Origin of the sequence: Brevibacillus gelatini, from assembly GCF_050920745.1 — a bacterium.
Classification (GTDB): domain Bacteria; phylum Bacillota; class Bacilli; order Brevibacillales; family Brevibacillaceae; genus Brevibacillus; species Brevibacillus gelatini.
Genome location: NZ_CP154342.1, coordinates 1886987 through 1907203 on the forward strand (window position 1 = coordinate 1886987; position 20217 = coordinate 1907203).

The following is a 20217-nucleotide window of genomic DNA, read 5'->3' on the forward strand; positions in this document are numbered from 1 at the left end:
AATGTATAGTGAATGGATTATAATGAAATACATACCAGTCAAGCTAATCCTAATGAGGTGAATACAGGATGAAAATTGTAGGAATTGCAGGAAGCATGAACACGAACTCCACGACAAAGCAAGCGGTTGCGATTGTACTCGACGCAGCGAAGGCTGCCGGCGCTGATATTGAAATGATTCATTTGGCAGAGTGGAAGCTGCCGATTTACGATGCGCGGGAAGACGCGTCGACTTATCCGGAAGTGGTCCACCGCTTCGTGCAAAAAATTACCGAAGCGGATGGGATTGTGATCGGTTCGCCTGAATATCACGGGACCATGACGGGGGCATTGAAAAATGCGCTCGACTTTTTGGAGGCCCGCCATCTGCGCGACAAGCAGGTAGCGCTGGTCGGTGTCGCCGGAGGAAGCATGGGCGCGACAAATACAGTCAACACGCTGCAGCTGATTATGCGCAATCTGCACGCATGGCCGCTGCCAGCCAGTCCAAGTGTTCCGAGCGCATACAACGCCTTTACGCCGGAAGGCAAGCTGAAAGATGAGCGCTTGCAGGCACGGATGGAGACGCTTGGCCAACAATTGGTTGAATTTGTCAAATTAATGAACCCGAAACCAGAAAAACAGCTGCAATAGGCAGGTTTCTCTTGCTAATCGTTCTCATTTAACGGTATTATATTTCTACGTGCCTTTTTTGGACGGAAGAAATATGGGTTGAAATGAGGGGTTCACATGCCGACGCCGAGTATGGAAGACTATTTGGAACGAATTTACAGCTTAATTGAAGAAAAGGGCTATGCTCGTGTCTCCGATATTGCTGAAGCGTTGGAAGTACATCCCTCATCGGTCACGAAAATGGTTCAAAAGCTGGATAAAGACAAATATCTCGTGTATGAAAAATACCGTGGCCTGGTCTTGACGCCGAAAGGGAAAAAGATTGGCAAACGTTTGGTGGATCGTCACAGCCTGCTCGAAGAGTTCATGCGCGTCATCGGCGTTGACGAAGAACATATTTACCAGGATGTCGAAGGAATCGAACACCACTTGAGCTGGGAGTCGATTACATGCCTGGAATATCTCGTGCAATACTTCCAGCAAGACCCGAGCCGGATGGAAGAGCTCCGGCGAATTCGGCTGGAAGATGAGCAAAAAGAAGAATAGGCATCTACGCTGCGCAAGCTGACTGGCTTGCGCTTTTTTTTGCCCAAATAACCGAATGCGACGGAAAGACTTCGCAGAAAAAAGCGCGGCGAAACCCCGTTTTTCAATCCTAACGAATAAGCTGTCGCCTTATATTGGTAGTAGAGCGTTTTGCGGAAGGAGGCGGCAGGGTGAAAGCGGACGCAGTGTTTGAAGGCGGAGGGGTAAAAGGAATCGCTTTTCTCGGCGCCTTGCGCGTTATGGAGGAAAACGGGTATACGTGGGAAAAGCTGGCTGGAACGTCAGCAGGCTCGATTGTAGCCGCCTTGCTCAGTGCGGGATACAACAGCCAGGAGCTCAAGCCGATTTTTGACGAACTGGATTATTTGCACTTTTTGCAGCGGTCTGGGATTGGCAGACTTCCGTTCATCGGGCCGATCTACGAGCTGATGGTGCGGGAAGGTGTGTTTCGCGCCGACCGCATCGAGTTGTTCATCGAAGAGCTGCTGCGGCGAAAAGGGGTGCGCACCTTTGGCGACTTGCCGCCCGGAAAGCTGAAAATCGTCGCTTCCGATGTGACGGCAGGAAAAATGGCGGTACTGCCTGACGATCTTCCGCGCTACGGCATTGACCCGGACAGCTTTTCCGTAGCGAAAGCCGTCCGGATGTCATCCTCGATTCCGTTTTTCTTTCAGCCGGCCCAGCTAAAAAGCGGCAACGTCACGCACTATATCGTCGATGGAGCGCTCTTGAGCAATTATCCGGTCTGGCTGTTCGATGTGCCGGGAATACCCAACTGGCCGACGATCGGATTTCGGCTCTCGGACGACCCGGACAAACGGGAGCAAAACAAGATCGCAGGCCTGTTTTCTTTCTCCCGCAGCTTGCTGGCTACGATGCTCGACGCCCACGACAGGCTGTACGTTGACAAGGCGCAGGCGGTCCGGACGGTGTTCATTCATACACTCGGCGTGAGAACCACGCAATTCCAACTGTCCAAAGAAATGCGGAATCGCCTGTATGCGTCTGGAGAAGCAGCTGCCAGGCAGTTTTTACAACGCTGGGATTTCGACGAATACGTAAAAGTGTTTCGTCAATCGTCGCCGAAATATTTGGTCTAGCCAACATGTACAAAAAAACAGGTCGCCGCTTTTGGCAACCTGTTTTTGCTTTCAGTGAGAGATGTTGTTTTGCGATTTCTCGCCCTGTTTTTCTTTTGATTTTCCTTTGTTGCCGTCGATCACACGAAACGGATACTCTTTTCTGGAGCCCGTCGACTGCTTTTTGTGTGCTTGTCGCATCACGGGAGGCTTCGGCTTTGCCTTTTGTTGCTTCGGGGTGCCAGATCCTGCACTTTTCGGGAAAAAAGAGCCTGTGCGCAAATAGTTGCGTACGAGCAAAAACAGGGCCACTGACAAACCAAGGATAATCAGCGTATTGATGGGATCACTGATGAAGGTCAACAAAAATCCGTAAATGGCGAGCAGCACAATAACCAAAATCAGGGGTGGAATGCGACGTAACATAGGCTCACCTCAATCGGAATAAAATGCCTCACGTTATCCGGTCGTAGCCATTTTTTCCTGGACGTGCTGAAGGTCCAGTTCCCGCATCTTCTGGAAAGAGGCGATGGCTACTTCGACCTGACTGTCATCGGGCTCACGTGTCGTGATTTTTTGCAGCCAGAGACCCGGATAGCCAAGGTAGCGCAAAACAGGCGTGTCACGGAGCTTGTTTGTCCACTGTAACACCTCGTAGGAGACTCCGATGACGAGCGGCAAGAGCACAATTCGCTGCACGACCCGCTCTGTCAGGGAGTCGTAGCTGAACAGCGAGTAGATTACGACTCCGACGAACACGCTGAAAATAAGAAAACTGCTGCCGCAACGGTAATGCAGGGTGGAAAATTTTTGTACGTTCTCTACTGTTAATTCTACCCCGGCTTCAAAGGCGTTAATCACTTTATGCTCCGCTCCGTGATATTGAAAAAGTCGCTTGATGAGCGGGGCTTGCGCGATGGCGGTGATGTAGCCGAGCAGCAGCAGGATTTTGAAGCCGCCTTCTGCCAGTGTTTGGGGAACCCCATCCGGCACCCATTTTCCCAACAGAAAATCAGCGAGGAAAACGGGAACGAGTGTAAAGACGAATTTACCGAACAAAAAGGAGAGTACACCGACAAGTGCAACCCCCAGAATCATCGTCAGTTTCGAAGGGCCCGCGCTCACTTCTTCGCCAGACTCCATGCTGTAGCGTTCAGAGGCGAAGTTCAGATGCTTGGCCCCGTTGGCGCTGGCTTCGATCAGTCCGACCAGGCCGCGAATAAACGGAATTTTTTTCAGGGGGGTAATCCATTTATATTCCGTGCGCGGGGCCTCGAAATACTCAATTTCATGATTTTTTTTGCGAACAGCTGTGACAGTCATCGTCTTGCCGCCGAACATCACACCTTCGATGACGGCCTGACCGCCGTAGCTGGGTACTTTTTGCTGAGCCAACACAATCACCTTCCTTACCTTCCATTTTACCGGAAAGCGGGCCTTGAAGCTACAGGGAGTTCAAGCATCGCCAAGAAATGTAAACAATTAGTGAAAAACATGGAAACAGCACATACTACGTGTGAGGTGATAGGATATGGTAGCAGGCAGAGCTGCACGAAGACAAAAGGAGCTGTGGGGCAAGCCAAAGGAGCGCGGCAAAGCGGGGAATAAACGGGTATCTGCCGCCAAAATTGTGGAGCTTGCGTTTTGGGGAACGATCATCTGGGGGATCGTCCGGTTGCTTGCGCACTTCCTGAATCTGACGCCGTACGGGTTGGGGGCTTTTGCCAGACCGCTGCTCACCGGGTACGAAGAGGACAGCCTGACAGGTATTTCGCTGGGGGCGATCGTGCTGTTTGTGGAGACTGTGCTGGCAAGCTTCCTGTTTTCTTTCTTGTTCGGGAATATGCGCGCATGGTGGACCGGGCTTCTGTACGGCGCGGTCTTGCTTGCGATTGCAGGATTCTTCTTCCGCATCGGGAATTGGGAAATAGGTACCTTGAGCACGGAGGGCGCCTGGTACTTGTCTTTCGGGTTATTTATCGGCATGACAATTGTGCTGGAGCACTCGCACGAGGAGCAGTGGAACGGCGAAAAGCAATAGGGGATCGGCTCATCCCCTCTCTTTGCTGATTGGGAAAATTCGCAATGTTGGCTGATTTTTGCATTCGACTGTGAAATCGGGAATGGCTTGTGGTAAAATGTTTCATTAGTAAAAAAACTTTTTCCGAAAATCATATGGGGAGGGATGACAATGACTTCCGTTCTGCTGTTGAACGGTCCCAATCTCAATTTGCTGGGGACGCGGGAGCCGGAAGTATATGGAAGAGAGACACTGGAGGATCTGGTGGCAAAGCTGTCTTCCGTCATGGACGAGCTGGGCGGTAAACTTGCGCATTGCCAGTCCAATCACGAGGGAGTCCTGATTGATGCGATTCACCAGGCCAGAGGTGTTCACGACGGCATTTTGATTAACCCTGGCGCATTTACACATTACAGCTATGCCATCCGCGATGCACTCGCTGGTGTGGCGCTCCCGACAATTGAAATACATATTTCCAATATTCACGCGCGCGAGGAATTTCGCCACCGCTCGGTCATTGCCCCTGTCACGATTGGTCAGGTTGTCGGCTTGGGCATGGACGGCTATGAATGGGCGCTGCGGGCGCTCGTCCGCAAAATCGAGAAAAAATAACAGCTTCGTCAGGATGAAAGGGGAAACGGGTCGCCATGAAACAACGTCTGAACAAATTGCGTGAAGCGCTGACACAGGTTGGAGCGAATGCGTTCATTACGGAAAAGCAAGAAAACCGCTTCTATCTGAGCGGCTTTACTGGCTCCACCGGCTGGGTCATTGTCACGGAAAAAGAAGCCTTCCTCGTTACAGATTTCCGCTATGTGGAGCAGGCGCAAGAGCAGGCGCCAGATTTTACGGTCGTCAACAACGAGCGCAAAGCAGTTGAAGCGATTGCCAGACTGCTGCAGGAAAAAGGCATCAAGCGGCTGGCTTTTGAAAGCAGCATTTCCTTCGGCACGTATCAGGAGTGGAGCAAAGCGTTCGACGGCGTAGAGCTTGTCCCAACCAGCGGTGTGCTGGAAAAAATCCGCATGTTCAAGGACGAGTCGGAAATGGTTATCATCCGCCAAGCGGTAGGAATTGCCGAGGCGGCGTTTGCGCATATTCAAGGATACATCCGTCCAGGCGTGCGCGAGGTGGATGTCGCGCTGGAACTGGAGTATTTCATGCGCAAGCAGGGCGCGACCGGTTCAGGCTTTGACATTATCGTGGCGTCCGGTGTGCGCGGTGCCCTGCCGCACGGACGAGCCAGCGAGAAAGTGATCCAGGCGGGTGAAATGGTCACGCTCGATTTCGGAGCCGCCTACAAAGGCTACAACTCCGACATTACCCGTACAGTCGCCGTCGGGGAGCCGAGCGCGAAAATGAAAGAGATTTACGACATCGTGCTGCGTGCGCAGCTGGCTGGCCTGGAAGCTTTGAAGCCAGGTGTCACGGCAAAAGCAGCGGACGCCGCAACGCGAGATGTCATCGCGGCGGCAGGCTACGGCGAAGCGTACGGACACAGTGCGGGTCACGGTCTCGGAATCGAAGTGCATGAACTCCCTGGTCTTTCGACAGTAAGCACGTTCGTACTGGAGCCAGGCATGCTCGTGACGATGGAACCGGGCATTTACATCACCGGAGTGGGCGGCGTGCGCATCGAGGACGACGTGCTGATTACGGCAGACGGGCATGAGAACCTCAACAAATCTACGAAAGAGTTGCTCATTTTGCCCGTGTAATTTATACTATTCTACGTTATTGATTGATTTGGGAGGACAACGATGATCTCTGTAAACGATTTTCGGACCGGTTTGACGATCGAAGTGGATGGCAACATCTACACCGTGTTGGAATTCCAACACGTAAAACCAGGTAAAGGCGCGGCGTTTGTACGCTCCAAACTGCGCAACCTGCGCAACGGCAACACCACAGAAATGACTTTCCGCGGCGGTGAAAAAGTAAACCCTGCCCGCATCGAAACCAGCACCATGCAGTATCTGTATGCGAGCGGTGACGAGTACACGTTCATGAACACCGAAACGTATGAGCAACTGACGTTCTCGCGCAGCCAAATCGAGCGCGAACTGCGTTTCCTCAAGGAAAACATGAACGTGCAAATCGTGCAGTACAACGGCGAAACAATCGGTATCCAGCTGCCAAACACCGTTGAGCTGGTTGTTACCGAATGCGAGCCAGGCGTAAAAGGCGATACTGCTTCCAACGTAACCAAAAAAGCAACACTGGAAACCGGCTTCGTCGTCAACGTTCCGCTCTTCGTAGAAGAAGGCGACCGTCTGATTATCGATACGCGTACAGAAGCATACGTTTCTCGCGCGTAAGTCGGAACCCGCAGTCTGTATGCAAAAAGCTGTGCCCAATCGGGTGCGGCTTTTTTTCTTTGTACCGAAAATCCCCTCTTCCCGGATGAAAAGAGGGGGAGCCGTTTTATTGAGGCCAGCGCCCGCCGAACCATTCCCACAGCTTCAGCACGAATGCAGTAATCCCTGCCGCCATCAGGGGACCGACTGGAATGCCGCGAAAAAACACAATGCCGATGATCGACCCGATGACAAGACCGATAATCATGTGCGGCTCGGTGCGCAAGAGGTCGAGCCCCTTGCCGTTCATCCACGTGGCAAGTGCGCCTCCTGCGAGTGCTGTGAAGCCGACGACCGTTGTAAACAGCGGCGTGACATCTTTCCACGATATTTTTTCACTGGCAAACGGAACCAGCACGGAAATCGTCAAAAAAAGCAAACCAAGCTCCAGTCCGCGGCGCTCGACTGAGGGGAAAAAGCGTTCCAGGGCCGTCAGCTTGAGCACCAGCAGGATGCTCGCCGCCGTCGCGATAATCGGTGAACGGCCAATTAATCCTATGACGATCAGGATGACAAGCATGACTTCTCCAGACATCATCATTGGCATCAAAACCCCTGTCCCTATTCTCCTTTCACTCTATGAGACAAGGTGGGGGAGTATGCGTTTGTCCTTGACGTAGGGGACGAGCTGGAACTGGTCGACCTGGGAGCAGAAGCGGAGATCGTCGGCAAAATGGTGGGAGACAAGCCGCTTGCCTGTCGTGGTCTTTAGCAATTGCTCGCTCAATTTGTCAGCGTAATACAGGTAGCTTCCTTTCAAAGCTTCGCCCAGATCGCACGTCTGAATGTTGGCCAACGCTTTTTGCGCCTGCACGATCATCAGCCCGGCGGCAAGCCCATCCTCCAGCGCGAATTCGGAGCGCGTGCCCGCACAGTACAGCGTAATATCCAAATGATAGCTAAGCGCGTGTCTGATGCAGGCTGTCGCGTTTAAAAAGCAGCCGATGAGCAGGGCAGAGGCTCGCTCTGCCTTTTGGATCGCGCGCGTTCCGTTCGTCGTCGTCAGCACGAGACGCTTGCCGGACATCTGGGTCGCAGAGATTTCCGTTGGCGAGTTGTTGCAGTCAAAATCAGGAATTTTGCGGCAGTGCCGCTCGCCAGCCAACAGGCAGTCAGCAGCGCGCAGCGAGTTGGCCTGCCCGATCGTCTCGACCGGAATGACACAGACAAAACCGTTTCCCAATGCCGTGACAATCGTGCTGGAAGCGCGCAGGACGTCGATGACGATGACGACATGGTTGCTGATCTGGTCAAAGCGAATTTCCTCGACCGTCGGCACGACTTCTATTCGCACGGGGCAGACCTCCCCTCTTCCATCATCACGGCCGTATCCCCGCGCAGGCCCCGGCGTAGCGTTTCTACGGACAAGACATCCGTGTACGCGATATTGCCCAGATTGACCTCGCTGCCAAGCGCATGGATCAAGCCTACCTGCTGGTCTTTTTGCGGGGCTTCCCAAATCAGCCGCTCCGCATTTTCCCGGGCCAGACAGACAATGTCTTGCACAAAGTCGTGATCGACCTTGCCGTTTCCATCGAAGACGCCGACCGTTCCGCTTTCCCTCGCTTCGACAATGACGTGGCTGGCACCGGCTTGCAGGTCAAAGTCCAGTGTTTCCAGCAGCTCCTGGCGCTGTGCGCGGTATCCGGCAGCCTTTTTGCCAACCTCTGTATAGACGACAAGCCCGGCTTCCACCCCCAGCACAATCGCTTCCTTGCGTTTTTCAAACGAAAGGGGAAAAGTGCCGTCGGAAATTTCCACAGCGGAAAATCCGAGCGAGCGGATTTGCTGCATGTACTCCTTGATCGTACTGTACCGGATGGCGATCTCGAATAACGTACCGCCAGGCATGATGTGCAGCCCGTGCGCCTTCGCGGCTTCGAGCTTTTGCCGGAGCACTTTTGGCGGATAGAGGGCAGTCGTGCCAAAGCCGAGTTTGTATATATCGATATAGGGAGAAGCCAGATCCAGCAAATCGAAGTAAGCAGTAAGTCCCAGGCCTTTGTCAATGACCATGGTCAGCCCTTTCTGGCGGGGCTTTTCGCGCATGCGCCCGGACGGGTTCGCCCAGTTGGCGGGCAAAAACGGATGTTCATAATCTACCATCGCATTTTCCTCATTTCTTCTAGGCGTATGGTTCAGTGTATGCCCACCCAACAGGAGGAGTGAAGGGGAAAGAAGGTAGGCGATCACCCATCTCCAGTGCTGAAATGAAGGAGTACAGGCATAGAGTGAACGGAGGGGAGGACGAGACGGTATGTGGGAAAAAGCGATTATGGGCATGGCCGCACTGCGGGTTTTGTCAGGCAGTATCGAGATTTTGGCTGCCTTGCTCATTTTGAAGGTCAATCAGGTGGAAAAGGCGCTACTCATCAATTCCGGGCTGGCGATTGTCGGGCCTGTCATTTTGATTGTGACGACCGCGATTGGTCTTGTCGGCATGTCGGATCGGGTGAGCTTTGCCAAGATCGCCTGGATTTTGCTCGGCATCTCGTGTATCCTGATCGGGGTTCGCAAGTAGCGGTTTCGCAACCAATTCCTTCCAATGGTAATCCGCGTCGCGCGAGGGAATGCTAGTGTCAAAAGAGCACTGGGAGGGAATTGGAATGATCGAGGCAATGGCGAATCGAATCGCCTATTTGCGCGGACTGGTTGACGGTCTGGATGGAAGCGAAAAAAATGCGGAAGGCAAAATCGTGGCGGAGATAATCGAGATCATGGACGAGGTATGCGCCCAGTTCCGCGAACTGCACACCCGTGTGGAAGAAGCGGAAGATTATATTGAGGCGCTGGACGAAGACCTCGAAGACGTGGAACTCTATCTTTTTGGAGAGGATGACGATTTGTACGAAACGATCGAAGACGACGAGGACATAGAGTACGCCACCTGCTACGATCTCGACGATGACGAAGACGCTTACCTGTACGAAGCCAATGGCGATGCGCATCTGGAGGGCGGCTACGAATTTTCCTGCCCCCACTGCCAGAAAGAGATTCGCTTGCGAGAGGGCCGCGATGAGGAAGGCTACTCGCACTACCTCATCGAGCGGTCTTTTGACGAGCGCGAATGCCAGCCGATCAATCCTACGTAAAAAAAGCTTGTCCCGGCGCGTGAAAAAAGTGCCGGGGCAAGCTTTTTTGTTTGCAGCGGCGAGCGAATTGGCCCAGCTGCTTTTTCGCATTTTGCCAAAAGAGTCTTAGCATAAATCTCGTCCATTCCCGCATAGGATGGAGGTAAGTCAATGTGGACAAACGAGAGTCAACCACAAAAAGGAGGGTACCGGATGTGAGAGAGATCATGGCGATTTTGCCGGAAGCCATACGCTCGATTTTGACTGCTCTTCCCTCCACGGTCAAAGAGCATTTGGAAGAGATACGACTTCGGCAAAATCAGCCGTTGGAAGTGCGCTTTGGCCAGCAATCCAGCTACGTGACGCCGACAGGCCAGCTTACCTCCACCGCGAGCAAAGGATGGATGTTTTCCGCAGAGAACGCAGTCAAGCTGTTGAATCAAGTCAGCCAGCATTCTTTGTACGCGCTGGAGGAAGAGTTGAAGCGGGGCTACATTACAGTCGTAGGCGGCCATCGCATCGGCATCGCAGGCAGGGTGGTGCTGGACAAAGGGGATGTCAAAGGCATCAGGGATATCACCAGCTTCAATATCCGGATCGCCCGGGAGAAAAAAGGGGCTGCGCAAAAAGTGATGCCCTATTTGTTTGAAGGCGGCAAAGTGCTGAGTACGCTGGTGATCTCTCCGCCGCAATGCGGGAAGACGACGCTTTTGCGCGATATGGCCCGCTCCTTAAGCTACGGGAGCGAATGGTCGTCCAGCCGCAAGGTCGGGATTGTGGACGAGCGTTCCGAGCTGGCAGGGTGCCTGCAAGGCGTCCCGCAACGAGACGTCGGCCCAAGGACAGATGTGCTGGACGCTTGCCCGAAAGCCGCAGGGATGATGATGCTGATTCGCTCCATGTCGCCCGATGTGCTGATCGTGGACGAGGTGGGGCGGGCAGAGGACGGGGATGCCGTCTGGGAAGCGATTCATGCCGGGGTCGCCGTCATTTGCTCCGCGCATGGTGCCGACATCGAGGAGGTGGCCCGGCGTCCGATGCTAGGCAACCTGGTGCGGCACGGCGTGTTTGCCCGCTATATCGTGCTTAGCCGGGCGAAAGGCGTGGGCACGATCCAGGCGATCTACGACCAGAGCATGAAGCCGCTCGAAAAGGAGAAGATCGCATGGTCAAGCTGATTGGTGCGCTGCTCATCCTGTTTTCCGCTTCCATGGTCGGCTGGCAGATCGGCAAGTACTACGCCTATCGCCCGGTTCAGCTACGAGCGCTTCTGGTTGCCCTGCAAATGCTGGAGACGGAAATCGTCTACGGCATGACACCGCTGCACCGCGCTTTTGTCAAAGTAGGCCACCGTGTCTCCAAGGAAGTGGGCAATCTGTTTCTGCACGCCGCAGCGCTTCTGGTCAGCGAAAAGGCGCATTCGGCGGAAGATTCCTTGCAGCAGGCGATGGGCAAGCATTGGCCGCAAACGGCCCTGCGCAGGCAAGAGCGGGAAGTGCTTGCGAGTCTCGGACAGGTTCTCGGTTCATCCGACAGGGAAGACCAGCAAAAGCATCTGCGTCTTGCTGTTACCCACCTGCGGGGGCTTGAGGAAGAAGCGCGGGCCGAGCAGGCCAAGTACGAACGGATGTACAAAAGTCTGGGCTTCCTTGGCGGGCTTTTGGTCGTCATCCTGATGTTCTAAAGGCGAGGTGTTCACAGTGGATTTTGATTTGACACCTGTTTTCCAGATCGGAGCGGTAGGATTCATTACAGCGATCTTGCACACGGTACTCAAACAGGCGGGAAAGGAAGATATTGCGCACTGGGCGACTCTGGTCGGATTCATCATCGTCCTGTACATGGTGTCCCACTACCTTGGCAACCTGTTTTCTGAGGTGAAACGCGTCTTCCTGTTCAACTGAGGAGGGGCTCTCGATGGAAATCGTACAAATCGTTGGACTTGGACTGGTCGCGACCATACTTGCCCTGGTGATTAAGGAACAAAAGCCGATGTTCGCGTTTCTTTTGGCGATTGCAAGCGGCGTCATTATTTTCTACTTTTTGGTAGGAAAAATCGCCGAAGTCATTCGCATCCTGGAAAGGCTGGCGGTCCAGGCAGATTTGAATCTCGTGTTTCTGGAAACGATTTTAAAAATTATCGGAATTGCCTACATCGCAGAATTTGGGGCGCAAATGACCCGCGATGCTGGACAAGGGGCGATTGCCTCCAAAATTGAGCTGGCCGGAAAAGTGCTGATCCTGGTCATGGCGGTGCCGATTATCCAGATCATCATCGAAACCGTGATCGACTTGCTGCCGGCATAAGGGAGGTGGGATGTCTGTTGGTGCACACTGGCAAACTGATCCTGTTATGGTTCGCACTCTTATTCTGTCTGTCGCCGGGTATGGTCTACGCAGCCGGGGCATCCGCAGCCAGCCCGATCAACCAGATTGTCGAGGAGCAAGTCGATCACCTGCAACTGGACCGCGTCGAAAAGTATTGGCACAAGCTTCAGCGGGAGTACCAGGGCTACTTGCCAGACTTGAAATCCCAGGGCTTCATCCAGATTTTGCTGCAGCAGGAGGAACTGTCGATCGCAAGCTTCCTGCAGGGGATGGGCAAATTCATCTTCCACGAAATCTTGATAAACGGCAAGCTGCTCAGCTCGATTATCATCATTACGGTTTTTGCGATGATCCTGGAGACGATGCAAAATGCGTTCGAGCGTAACGCCGTTTCCACCGTCGCCTATTCGATTGCCTATCTCGTGTTGATGGTTCTGGCCATCAACAGCTTTCACGTCGCCATCACCTATGCCAAGGACGCGATCAACAGCATGACGGATTTCATGCTCGCCATGATTCCGCTCGTCATCGCCCTCCTGGCTTCGGTGGGGAACCTCGCGACAGCGACCATGTTTCACCCGCTGATTATTTTCATGATTAACATCAGCGGCACGATGATTACGTACGTCGTGTTCCCGCTCCTGTTTCTCTCGGCGATGCTGTCGATTGTCAGCCTGTTTTCGGAACGCTACAAGGTCACTCAGCTAGCGACCCTGCTCCGCAATATCGCGATGGGCGTGCTCGGCTCCTTCCTGACCATTTTTCTCGCGGTCATCTCGATTCAGGGCGCCACCTCTGCTGTCACAGACGGCGTCACCTTGCGAACTGCCAAATACATTACGGGCAACTTCATCCCGATTGTCGGACGCATGTTCTCCGATGCAGCCGATACAGTCTTGAACGCATCGCTTCTGGTCAAAAACGCAGTGGGCCTGGCGGGAGTAGTCATTCTCATCATCCTGTGCGCGTTCCCGGCCCTCAAGATACTGGTTCTCGCTCTGATCTACAACCTGTCATCCGCCGTGCTGCAGCCGCTCGGCAATAGCCCGATCATCAGTGCGCTCGGCACGATTGGCAAAAGTCTCCTGTTCGTCTTCGCCGCACTGGCGACGGTGGGATTGATGTTCTTTCTGGCAATTACCATCATCATTGCGGCAGGCAACATCTCCATGATGGTTCGGTAGGTGATGACATGGCATGGTTAACGCTTTGGCTGAAAAAAATCATCCTGCTCGTCCTCCTGGCAGCCTTTCTCGATCTGATCCTGCCCAATACGACCTTGCAGCGCTACGTGAAAATGGTGATGGGGCTGATCCTGCTTCTGACGATCATCTCCCCGGTGTTTGCCCTGTTCAGTCTGTCGCAGGATGACCTCGCTCTCCGGCTGGATCGTTACCAGCAAGAGCTGAACAAGCCCGCATCCGTCGAATGGAAAAAAATGACCGACAAGCTGATGGGGCAGCAAAACGAGCAAATAACCGCCTATGTGCAGGCGCAGGTAGCATCGGCTGTCAAGGCGAGAGTCAAGGCAGACTACGGCATGGAGGTGGCGGACGTGACAGTTGTCGTCGATCAGAAGCGGGGGGAGCCGACCTTGTCTCGCATGGAGCTTTTGATTCGCGAAGCGGGCAACAGTCCAGACGAGAGCGGATCGCAGCAGGTTCAGCCGATTACCCCCATCAAGCCCGTCGCTCCGGTAGAGATCACGATTGGCGAAGGGCAAAAGCAAGAACAGGAAATCGCCGTTACGGCCCGCGAGGAAAATGCACTGATGAGCCGGATGGCAAGCGATCTGGCCGAGCAATGGGGACTTTCCAAAGAGCAGGTCATCATCAAAGACGAGTCGAGGGAAAGCGAAAGACAGTGATGGCGCTGGCGACACAAGCGAGGTGAGAAAAATGCTGGAAAAGCTGAAAAAACTGTGGGAAGGAAACGACAGCAGCAAAAAGCTCAAGCCGCTGCACTACTTGATCGTCGTACTTGGCATTGGGATCGCTGTCATGATCTTGACCGATTTTCTGCACGTCGAAAAAGATCAGCCGCTCGGATTCGCGATCAACACCGCGGAGACATCGTCGCAGCCTTCCGGTGAGGCGACGACTCCGGTGCTCGGCGGATCACCCGCGCCGGACATTATCGCGGAGTACGAAAACATCTACGAATCCCAGCTAAAGGATATACTCGCGACTGTAGTCGGCGTGGGCGAGGTCGAAGTCATGGTCAATCTGGAATCGACACCAGAGCTGGTCGTCGAAAAAAACACGAATGTCCGCTCCTCGGTCAACCAGGAGACGGACAAGGAAAAGGCAACCCGGAATCAAAGTGACCAATCGCGCGATTCACAGGTCGTCATTGTCCAGGGCGGGAAGCAGGACCAGCCCGTCATCGTCAAGACGCTGAAGCCGCGCGTCCGGGGGGTGCTGGTGGTGGCCAAAGGGGCCGACAACATCCAGGTTAAAGCGTGGATCACCGAGGCCGTGCAAAAGGTTTTGGATGTTCCCGCTTACAAGATATCCATTTTGCCCAAAAAAGGGTAGGAGGTAATGGCGAATGATTCTGCGCAAGCAAACTGTTTGGTTGTTGACGATGCTGGCTGTCATGGTTGTACTCTCCGGCTACTATCTGGTGAAGGGACCGCAGGAGCAGGTTCCGACCTTGGGAGAGGAGCAGGCAGTCCAGTACCAGGAGCAAATTTCCGGTGTAGAGGTTGAGACGAAGCAGGTCGAACAGGCTCCGGGGGCAACTGCGGTCGATGCCAAAGATGCCAAGGATGGCAAGCCGGAAGCGACGACCCCAGTGGGGCAAACGCAAGCCCAGGAAGAAGCGAAGCAAACCTCAGGCAATGCGGTCGTTCCGCTCACCGAGACGACGGCAGAAGTTTTCCAGGGCTTCAAGCTGAACCGGGAAGCGCAAATCCAGCAGCAAAAAGCTGAGCAGATGGAAATTATCAACAATGCCGACGCTTCTCCCCAGGCGGTAGCAGAGGCCAAGGCCAAGTATGACGAATTGTCCACGCTGGAGACGGCTACGATGAACGTAGAGGAAATACTCAAGGCCAGCGGCTACAAGGATGCGGTCGTCCTCGTCCAGAACGACAAAGCGACCGTGATTGTCCAAAAAGACAAACTGAGCGCAAGCGAAGTGGTGGAAATCATCGCCCAGGTCAAGCAGCATTTGAACATGCCTGCGACGAATATCAACGTCCAGTTCAAGGCTTCCTGACAGATGAAAACAGGCTGAGCTACCCGTTATAATTTGCCCCTGAAATGGGCATGCTGGTAAGGATTTTCTCGCTTCCTCTCGGCAGGAGGCGGGGAAATCCTTTCTTGACGTGGTATAGGCAACAGGCTACCATGGATTTATGGTTTGCCAAAAGGATACATATGGGACTCCCTGTTCCGCTATTGACGCTATTGAAACAAACGAAGGAGTGCTTTTTCGTCATGAAAATTCATGAAATCCGAGAAATTATCAAGCTGATCGATCAATCTTCCATTAATGAATTCAATCTGGAGACGGAAGGGGCAAAAGTGACCCTGAAGAAATCCAGCGGTACGGAGACAGTAGTCGTGACTCAACCAGTCGTACAAGCTCCGGTAGCTCCTGTTGCGGCTGCGCCGGTAGCAGCGGCACCAGCGCCTGTGCAAGCAGCTCCTGCTGCGGTGGAAGCACCCAAAGCGGCTCCGAGCGCTCCTGCTGCTGACGACGCAAACCTGCACAAGATCGTCTCGCCGATGGTCGGAACCTTCTACTGCGCACCAGAGCCTGGCAAGCCTCCATATGTGCAAGTTGGCGACAAGGTTACTCCGAACAAGGTCGTCTGCATCGTGGAAGCAATGAAGCTGTTCAACGAAATCGAAGCGGAAGTAAACGGCGAGATCGTCAAGGTACTGGTCGAAGACGGCCAACTCGTCGAGTACGGTCAACCGCTGTTTTTGGTGAAGCCAGAATAAGGTGGGGGAGAGCGAAATGTTTCAAAAAGTATTGATTGCCAATCGCGGGGAGATTGCCGTGCGGATTATCCGGGCATGCCGCGAGCTGGGCATTCGTACGGTCGCTGTCTACTCCGAAGCGGATCGTGAAGCGCTTCATGTGAAAATGGCCGACGAAGCTTACTGTATTGGTCCAAAAGCATCCAAGGAAAGCTATCTGAACATAGCGAACATCATGAGCGTAGCGACCAAGGTGGGCGCAGATGCCATTCATCCGGGCTACGGATTTTTGGCGGAGAACGCTGACTTTGCGGAGATTTGCGCGGCTTGCAATATCACCTTTATCGGTCCTGATCCGGAATCGATCGTGAAGATGGGCGACAAGTCCACGGCAAAAGATACGATGAAGGCGGCGGGAGTGCCGACTGTGCCAGGGACAGAAGGGCTGATCGAAGATATTGAGAGCGCCATCCGGACCGCCAACGAAATCGGCTATCCGGTGATGGTCAAGGCGACAGCGGGCGGCGGCGGACGCGGCATGCGCGTAGCGGTCGACGACGAGGATCTGGAAAAGGCGATCCGCCAGGCGCAAAACGAGGCGAAAACCGCTTTCGGCAACCCTGGCGTGTACCTGGAAAAATTCGTGGAAGGTCCGCGCCACGTGGAAATCCAGATCATGGCCGACAAGCACGGCAATGCGGTCTACCTGGGCGAGCGCGACTGCTCCATCCAGCGCCGTCACCAAAAGCTGATCGAAGAAGCGCCGTCGCCTGCCTTGAGCGAAGAGACTCGCAGGCAAATGGGCGAAGCGGCTGTCGCGGCAGCCAAGGCGGTTTCTTACCACGGCGCAGGTACGGTTGAATTTTTGCTGGACAAGCACGGCAAGTTTTACTTCATGGAAATGAACACGCGGATTCAGGTAGAGCATCCGGTGACAGAGCTGGTGACAGGGATTGACCTGATTAAAGAACAGCTGACGGTAGCAGCCGGAGCGCCGCTGTCCTTTACACAGGAAGACATCAAGCTCGATGGCTGGGCAATCGAATGCCGGATCAACGCGGAAAACCCGGCGAAAAACTTCATGCCATCACCTGGCCGGATCAGCGAATACCTGCCTCCGGGCGGCTTCGGCGTGCGGGTAGACAGCGCAGCCTACGCGGGCTATTCCATTCCGCCTTACTACGACTCCATGATCGCCAAGCTGATCGTATGGGGCAAGGATCGCAGCGAGGCGATTGAACGGATGAAGCGCGCGCTCGGCGAATTTGTCATCGAGGGCATTACCACGACCATTCCGTTCCATCAAAAAGTGCTGGAGCATGAAGTGTTCGTGAGCGGCCACTTCGACACCAAGTTCCTGGAAAACTACGAATTGAACCTGGATGAAGAATAAGCAAGGCTGATTTGTAAAAAAACGGTGCGCTTGGTATAATGAATTACAAATCTAGAGGGAGGTGCGAAGCGTGGAAGAGTTTACTCCAGATTTAGATAGAACAGAGCTTGGCAAGGTCCAGATCGCTCCCGAAGTGCTGGAAGTGATCGCCGGCATGGCTGCGTCCGAGGTGGAAGGCGTAGCGCATATGAGCGGCGGTTTCGTAGGGGAAATAGCTGAACGATTAGGCCGTAAAAATATAGCTCGCGGCGTTCGTGTGGAGGTTGGCTCCCGCGAAGCGGCAGTGGATGTCTCCATCATTGTCAAGTACGGACATCGCATTCCAGATGTCGCCCGTAATATTCAAGATAGTGTGCGCAACGCGATCGAAGGAATGACCGGACTTTCCGTGGTGGAAGTAAACGTACATATCGTCGATGTAGAGCTGAAAGCCGAAGAAAAAGCTCCGGCGACGCCTGTAGTCGAAGATTACCAGCGTGTGCGCTAACATGCACCGGATGGATGCCCCCTACTGACAGGGGGCATTTTCCTCATTCAATCAGTCGTTTTCCAAGCCTTGACCGTGCCCTGTTTGTCTCCTTTCAAACACGGCGAAAAGGAGAGATGCAAGTGAATTTGTTTGACCGCTTTATCTTGACGATTTACAGCTTTGCGCTGATTATTTTGTCCTGCATCGCGATTGCAGCCACCAGCGGTTTGCTTTCACCCGAGTTTTTCCGGCCTTACGTTGAACAAATGCTGGCGGGAACGAACATCACGTATCTCATCGTCGCGATCATTTTCCTCGTTGTGAGTCTTCGCTTCTTCTTCAGTTCTTTTCGCTCCACGAAGCCAAAAGCCGATCGTGGCATTCGCCAGCGCAGTGAGCTTGGGGAAGTCAACATTACGATCCAGACGATCCAGACGATTGCCGAGCGTGCTGCCCGTCGCGTAAAAGGCGTGCGCGATCTGAAAACGGCAGTCAAGGTGCTGGAGAGCGGAAACATCATCACCTTGCGCGTTTCCGTCGATGGTGAAACCCCGCTGCCGGAACTGACGCACAAGCTGCAAGCGGACGTGAAGGAGCAAGTCGAAGGAATTGCTGGCGTCGTGATTTCCGAAGTGTCGATTGTGGTAACGGAAGTGGCTCAGCAAGAAAACTACGCGGCTCGCAAGCGAGTGGAATAGAAGGTGAAGTCCATGATGTGGGAGTTATTGTGGGAACACAAGGGGAAGCTGTTGGGGATTTTGGCCGGAATTTTTTTCGGCATCATCTACCTTCTTGTCGGCTTTTGGAATACACTGGTCTTTGTTGTGTTTGTCGGGACCGGCTATTACATCGGTCGCAAGCTTGACCATAAGGAAGACTTGCGGGAAATACTGGATCGGATTCTGCCAGGCAAGTTTCGGTAGCACAAATGAGGGGAAGAAACAGCTTCCCAGCTGACTTTAACTAGTAGGTGAATGGAATGAAGCGTAGAACAGCACGAGAAAAAGCAGTCCAATGTCTTTTCCAGATCGATATGGCCGATGTGCCTGTCGAGGAAGCGGTGAATCTGGTCATGGAAGAGTCCACGGAAAGCTCGCAGTATTTGCGGCATTTGCTCGATGGGGTTTTGTCAAACCTGACCGAGATTGACGCCGAGATCAAAAAGTATTTGCGCGGCTGGCAGCTTGAGCGGATTGCCAACGTAGACCGCGCCATTTTGCGTCTCGCTTTTTATGAGATTATGTTCGAAGCAGACACGCCTGACAAGGTCGTCATGAACGAAGCGATTGAAATTGCAAAGCTGTTCAGCGACGAAGCTTCCCACCGTTACATCAACGGGGTACTGGCGAGCTTCTTGCAGACACGGGAAGCACAAAAGGCATAAACAGGCAGGAGATACAAGCATGAGTAAGGTAATGTTAGGCATTGATACGAGCAATTACCGGACATCGCTGTGCTTGGCTCAGGAAGACGGCCGAATTGTTGCAGAAGCAAAACGCCTTCTCAAAGTGAAGGAGGGAAAACGCGGTTTGCAGCAATCCGAAGCCGTCTTTCAGCATGTGATGAACTTGCCGGAACTAAGCGAGCAAATGAAGTGGAGCGAATACGAGATCGAAGCGATTTGTGTCAGCGAAAAGCCGAGGCCGGTCGACAATTCGTACATGCCTGTGTTCAAGGTAGGGGAGGGTTTGGCCAAATCGTTGGCAACCTACCTGCGTGTTCCGCTGCATCTGACTACCCATCAGGAAGGCCATATTGCAGCAGGGGAGTTCACGGCAAAAGAACGTCCGGAACAGGATCGTTTTCTGGCTGTCCATCTGTCCGGCGGGACGAGCGAGCTGCTGTTGTGCGAGCGCCATGCGGCCGGGTATGCCATTGAAAAAATCGGCGGTACAATCGACCTGCACGCAGGACAACTGGTGGATCGGATCGGAGTAGCGCTCGGGCTGGCTTTTCCTGCGGGACCGTATTTGGAACAGCTGGCAAAGGAGTCGACAGGCGAATTTCGCGTTTCCTCGGCAGTGGACGGCTTGACCTTCAGCTTTTCCGGTCCGGAGGCGTCGCTCTTGCGGGCCATCGAGCGCGGCGAGACGAGCCGTGCCGATATTGCTCGCGCCACGGAACAGTGTATCGCCAACACGTTGGAAAAAACATTGCGCCATGCTGTAGAGCAGGGCTATCCGCGGGACATACTGATCGTAGGGGGAGTCGCTGCCAATCAGTACGTGCGCGAACGTTTGATAAAGCGGTTGGAGCACCCGGCGGTCAAAGCCAGACTGTATTTTTGCGACCCGGTCTACTCCGGTGACAACGCCTACGGAGTGGCCATGCTTGGCTGGATGAAACAAAAGACGAACATTAAAGAATAATGAACTTTTTATGATTCGGCTTTACAGTTGCGGACGAAATCG

Annotated in this window: 29 protein-coding genes; 24 read left to right on the top strand and 5 right to left on the bottom strand. The window is 53.7% G+C overall.

Annotation, left to right across the window (positions count from 1 at the left end; translation table 11 throughout):
* Positions 1–68: 68 nt before the first annotated feature.
* The 3 genes from AAFJ72_RS09325 (at position 69) to AAFJ72_RS09335 (ending at position 2257) form a co-directional block, all read left to right on the top strand.
* A complete protein-coding gene (locus tag AAFJ72_RS09325) occupies positions 69–632 on the top strand; it encodes an NADPH-dependent FMN reductase (protein WP_122904087.1) in 564 nt (187 codons plus the stop codon).
* A 96-nt stretch (positions 633–728) separates the two neighbouring features.
* Positions 729–1157, top strand: coding sequence for a transcriptional regulator MntR (mntR, locus tag AAFJ72_RS09330; protein WP_122904088.1), 429 nt, complete (start codon positions 729–731; stop codon positions 1155–1157).
* Between the two features lie 170 nt (positions 1158–1327).
* Positions 1328–2257 carry a patatin-like phospholipase family protein gene (locus AAFJ72_RS09335; RefSeq protein WP_122904089.1) on the top strand — a complete coding sequence of 310 codons (930 nt, stop codon included), beginning with the start codon at positions 1328–1330 and terminating at the stop codon, positions 2255–2257.
* A gap of 51 nt (positions 2258–2308) precedes the next feature.
* Here the strand turns inward: AAFJ72_RS09335 and AAFJ72_RS09340 are convergent, their stop codons facing one another.
* Positions 2309–2662, bottom strand: coding sequence for a hypothetical protein (locus AAFJ72_RS09340; RefSeq protein ID WP_122904090.1), 354 nt, complete (start codon positions 2660–2662; stop codon positions 2309–2311).
* A 33-nt stretch (positions 2663–2695) separates the two neighbouring features.
* Positions 2696–3631 (bottom strand): DUF1385 domain-containing protein, encoded by a 936-nt coding sequence (locus tag AAFJ72_RS09345; RefSeq protein ID WP_122904331.1) that lies wholly within the window; start codon positions 3629–3631, stop codon positions 2696–2698.
* A 136-nt stretch (positions 3632–3767) separates the two neighbouring features.
* Between AAFJ72_RS09345 and AAFJ72_RS09350 the strand changes: the two genes are divergently transcribed.
* The 4 genes from AAFJ72_RS09350 (at position 3768) to efp (ending at position 6574) form a co-directional block, all read left to right on the top strand.
* A complete protein-coding gene (locus AAFJ72_RS09350; RefSeq protein ID WP_122904091.1) occupies positions 3768–4277 on the top strand; it encodes a YqhR family membrane protein in 510 nt (169 codons plus the stop codon).
* Between the two features lie 150 nt (positions 4278–4427).
* Positions 4428–4868, top strand: a complete 441-nt coding sequence (gene aroQ, locus AAFJ72_RS09355) for a type II 3-dehydroquinate dehydratase (protein ID WP_122904092.1) — start codon at positions 4428–4430, stop codon at positions 4866–4868.
* Positions 4869–4903: 35 nt separating this feature from the next.
* On the top strand, positions 4904–5974 hold the full coding sequence (locus AAFJ72_RS09360) for a M24 family metallopeptidase (protein WP_432776873.1): 1071 nt from the start codon (positions 4904–4906) through the stop codon (positions 5972–5974).
* A 42-nt stretch (positions 5975–6016) separates the two neighbouring features.
* Positions 6017–6574, top strand: a complete 558-nt coding sequence (efp, locus tag AAFJ72_RS09365) for an elongation factor P (RefSeq protein WP_122904094.1) — start codon at positions 6017–6019, stop codon at positions 6572–6574.
* Positions 6575–6680: 106 nt separating this feature from the next.
* Here the strand turns inward: efp and AAFJ72_RS09370 are convergent, their stop codons facing one another.
* From AAFJ72_RS09370 to AAFJ72_RS09380, 3 genes are read right to left on the bottom strand one after another with little or no spacing between them, the layout of a single operon-like run.
* Positions 6681–7151, bottom strand: a complete 471-nt coding sequence (locus AAFJ72_RS09370) for a DUF441 domain-containing protein (protein ID WP_122904332.1) — start codon at positions 7149–7151, stop codon at positions 6681–6683.
* Positions 7152–7190: 39 nt separating this feature from the next.
* A complete protein-coding gene (locus tag AAFJ72_RS09375; RefSeq protein ID WP_432776874.1) occupies positions 7191–7907 on the bottom strand; it encodes a 2-phosphosulfolactate phosphatase in 717 nt (238 codons plus the stop codon).
* Positions 7898–8719 carry a phosphosulfolactate synthase gene (locus tag AAFJ72_RS09380; RefSeq protein ID WP_432776875.1) on the bottom strand — a complete coding sequence of 274 codons (822 nt, stop codon included), beginning with the start codon at positions 8717–8719 and terminating at the stop codon, positions 7898–7900. The genes AAFJ72_RS09375 and AAFJ72_RS09380 overlap by 10 nt, the downstream gene beginning before the upstream one ends.
* Before the next feature lie 151 nt (positions 8720–8870).
* On the opposite strand from AAFJ72_RS09380, the gene AAFJ72_RS09385 reads away from it, so the two are divergent.
* The 17 genes from AAFJ72_RS09385 to AAFJ72_RS09465 all read left to right on the top strand — a co-directional run bounded on the left by AAFJ72_RS09385 (position 8871) and on the right by AAFJ72_RS09465 (position 20175).
* Complete coding sequence (locus tag AAFJ72_RS09385) at positions 8871–9134, top strand: YqhV family protein (protein WP_432776876.1); 264 nt, start codon at positions 8871–8873, stop codon at positions 9132–9134.
* An 85-nt stretch (positions 9135–9219) separates the two neighbouring features.
* On the top strand, positions 9220–9705 hold the full coding sequence (locus AAFJ72_RS09390; RefSeq protein WP_432776877.1) for a CD1247 N-terminal domain-containing protein: 486 nt from the start codon (positions 9220–9222) through the stop codon (positions 9703–9705).
* Positions 9706–9899: 194 nt separating this feature from the next.
* Entirely contained in the window at positions 9900–10862 is a 963-nt protein-coding gene (gene spoIIIAA, locus AAFJ72_RS09395; RefSeq protein ID WP_432776878.1) for a stage III sporulation protein AA, read from the top strand.
* On the top strand, positions 10850–11368 hold the full coding sequence (gene spoIIIAB / locus AAFJ72_RS09400; RefSeq protein ID WP_432776879.1) for a stage III sporulation protein SpoIIIAB: 519 nt from the start codon (positions 10850–10852) through the stop codon (positions 11366–11368). The genes spoIIIAA and spoIIIAB overlap by 13 nt, the downstream gene beginning before the upstream one ends.
* Positions 11369–11384: 16 nt before the next feature.
* A complete protein-coding gene (gene spoIIIAC, locus AAFJ72_RS09405) occupies positions 11385–11588 on the top strand; it encodes a stage III sporulation protein AC (RefSeq protein WP_432776880.1) in 204 nt (67 codons plus the stop codon).
* Positions 11589–11601: 13 nt separating this feature from the next.
* A complete protein-coding gene (spoIIIAD, locus tag AAFJ72_RS09410) occupies positions 11602–11991 on the top strand; it encodes a stage III sporulation protein AD (RefSeq protein WP_005827266.1) in 390 nt (129 codons plus the stop codon).
* A 17-nt stretch (positions 11992–12008) separates the two neighbouring features.
* Complete coding sequence (gene spoIIIAE, locus AAFJ72_RS09415; protein WP_432776881.1) at positions 12009–13196, top strand: stage III sporulation protein AE; 1188 nt, start codon at positions 12009–12011, stop codon at positions 13194–13196.
* 8 nt (positions 13197–13204) lie between these two features.
* On the top strand, positions 13205–13879 hold the full coding sequence (gene spoIIIAF, locus AAFJ72_RS09420; protein ID WP_432776882.1) for a stage III sporulation protein AF: 675 nt from the start codon (positions 13205–13207) through the stop codon (positions 13877–13879).
* 31 nt (positions 13880–13910) lie between these two features.
* On the top strand, positions 13911–14549 hold the full coding sequence (spoIIIAG, locus tag AAFJ72_RS09425; protein ID WP_432776883.1) for a stage III sporulation protein AG: 639 nt from the start codon (positions 13911–13913) through the stop codon (positions 14547–14549).
* A gap of 13 nt (positions 14550–14562) precedes the next feature.
* Entirely contained in the window at positions 14563–15234 is a 672-nt protein-coding gene (locus AAFJ72_RS09430) for a SpoIIIAH-like family protein (protein WP_432776884.1), read from the top strand.
* Positions 15235–15455: 221 nt separating this feature from the next.
* Positions 15456–15965 carry an acetyl-CoA carboxylase biotin carboxyl carrier protein gene (accB, locus tag AAFJ72_RS09435; protein WP_432776885.1) on the top strand — a complete coding sequence of 170 codons (510 nt, stop codon included), beginning with the start codon at positions 15456–15458 and terminating at the stop codon, positions 15963–15965.
* Between the two features lie 16 nt (positions 15966–15981).
* Complete coding sequence (accC, locus tag AAFJ72_RS09440; RefSeq protein ID WP_122904105.1) at positions 15982–17337, top strand: acetyl-CoA carboxylase biotin carboxylase subunit; 1356 nt, start codon at positions 15982–15984, stop codon at positions 17335–17337.
* A gap of 70 nt (positions 17338–17407) precedes the next feature.
* A complete protein-coding gene (locus AAFJ72_RS09445; protein ID WP_122904106.1) occupies positions 17408–17824 on the top strand; it encodes an Asp23/Gls24 family envelope stress response protein in 417 nt (138 codons plus the stop codon).
* A 122-nt stretch (positions 17825–17946) separates the two neighbouring features.
* On the top strand, positions 17947–18504 hold the full coding sequence (gene amaP, locus AAFJ72_RS09450) for an alkaline shock response membrane anchor protein AmaP (RefSeq protein WP_432776886.1): 558 nt from the start codon (positions 17947–17949) through the stop codon (positions 18502–18504).
* 12 nt (positions 18505–18516) lie between these two features.
* Entirely contained in the window at positions 18517–18729 is a 213-nt protein-coding gene (locus AAFJ72_RS09455) for a DUF2273 domain-containing protein (protein WP_122904108.1), read from the top strand.
* A gap of 56 nt (positions 18730–18785) precedes the next feature.
* Positions 18786–19190 carry a transcription antitermination factor NusB gene (nusB, locus tag AAFJ72_RS09460; RefSeq protein WP_432776887.1) on the top strand — a complete coding sequence of 135 codons (405 nt, stop codon included), beginning with the start codon at positions 18786–18788 and terminating at the stop codon, positions 19188–19190.
* Positions 19191–19209: 19 nt separating this feature from the next.
* A complete protein-coding gene (locus AAFJ72_RS09465) occupies positions 19210–20175 on the top strand; it encodes an O-sialoglycoprotein endopeptidase (protein WP_432776888.1) in 966 nt (321 codons plus the stop codon).
* The last annotated feature ends 42 nt before the right edge of the window (positions 20176–20217 follow it).

What these genes read in the sequence shown, in the direction of transcription:
- AAFJ72_RS09325 (WP_122904087.1), top strand. Translation starts at nt 69, where the DNA reads ATGAAAATTGTAGGAATTGCAGGAAGCATGAACACGAACTCCACGACA.
- mntR (WP_122904088.1), top strand. Translation starts at nt 729, where the DNA reads ATGCCGACGCCGAGTATGGAAGACTATTTGGAACGAATTTACAGCTTA.
- AAFJ72_RS09340 (WP_122904090.1), bottom strand. Translation starts at nt 2,662, where the DNA reads ATGTTACGTCGCATTCCACCCCTGATTTTGGTTATTGTGCTGCTCGCC.
- AAFJ72_RS09350 (WP_122904091.1), top strand. Translation starts at nt 3,768, where the DNA reads ATGGTAGCAGGCAGAGCTGCACGAAGACAAAAGGAGCTGTGGGGCAAG.
- aroQ (WP_122904092.1), top strand. Translation starts at nt 4,428, where the DNA reads ATGACTTCCGTTCTGCTGTTGAACGGTCCCAATCTCAATTTGCTGGGG.
- AAFJ72_RS09360 (WP_432776873.1), top strand. Translation starts at nt 4,904, where the DNA reads ATGAAACAACGTCTGAACAAATTGCGTGAAGCGCTGACACAGGTTGGA.
- efp (WP_122904094.1), top strand. Translation starts at nt 6,017, where the DNA reads ATGATCTCTGTAAACGATTTTCGGACCGGTTTGACGATCGAAGTGGAT.
- AAFJ72_RS09370 (WP_122904332.1), bottom strand. Translation starts at nt 7,151, where the DNA reads ATGATGTCTGGAGAAGTCATGCTTGTCATCCTGATCGTCATAGGATTA.
- AAFJ72_RS09380 (WP_432776875.1), bottom strand. Translation starts at nt 8,719, where the DNA reads ATGGTAGATTATGAACATCCGTTTTTGCCCGCCAACTGGGCGAACCCG.
- AAFJ72_RS09385 (WP_432776876.1), top strand. Translation starts at nt 8,871, where the DNA reads ATGTGGGAAAAAGCGATTATGGGCATGGCCGCACTGCGGGTTTTGTCA.
- AAFJ72_RS09390 (WP_432776877.1), top strand. Translation starts at nt 9,220, where the DNA reads ATGATCGAGGCAATGGCGAATCGAATCGCCTATTTGCGCGGACTGGTT.
- spoIIIAB (WP_432776879.1), top strand. Translation starts at nt 10,850, where the DNA reads ATGGTCAAGCTGATTGGTGCGCTGCTCATCCTGTTTTCCGCTTCCATG.
- spoIIIAD (WP_005827266.1), top strand. Translation starts at nt 11,602, where the DNA reads ATGGAAATCGTACAAATCGTTGGACTTGGACTGGTCGCGACCATACTT.
- spoIIIAF (WP_432776882.1), top strand. Translation starts at nt 13,205, where the DNA reads ATGGCATGGTTAACGCTTTGGCTGAAAAAAATCATCCTGCTCGTCCTC.
- spoIIIAG (WP_432776883.1), top strand. Translation starts at nt 13,911, where the DNA reads ATGCTGGAAAAGCTGAAAAAACTGTGGGAAGGAAACGACAGCAGCAAA.
- AAFJ72_RS09430 (WP_432776884.1), top strand. Translation starts at nt 14,563, where the DNA reads ATGATTCTGCGCAAGCAAACTGTTTGGTTGTTGACGATGCTGGCTGTC.
- accB (WP_432776885.1), top strand. Translation starts at nt 15,456, where the DNA reads ATGAAAATTCATGAAATCCGAGAAATTATCAAGCTGATCGATCAATCT.
- accC (WP_122904105.1), top strand. Translation starts at nt 15,982, where the DNA reads ATGTTTCAAAAAGTATTGATTGCCAATCGCGGGGAGATTGCCGTGCGG.
- AAFJ72_RS09455 (WP_122904108.1), top strand. Translation starts at nt 18,517, where the DNA reads ATGATGTGGGAGTTATTGTGGGAACACAAGGGGAAGCTGTTGGGGATT.
- nusB (WP_432776887.1), top strand. Translation starts at nt 18,786, where the DNA reads ATGAAGCGTAGAACAGCACGAGAAAAAGCAGTCCAATGTCTTTTCCAG.
- AAFJ72_RS09465 (WP_432776888.1), top strand. Translation starts at nt 19,210, where the DNA reads ATGAGTAAGGTAATGTTAGGCATTGATACGAGCAATTACCGGACATCG.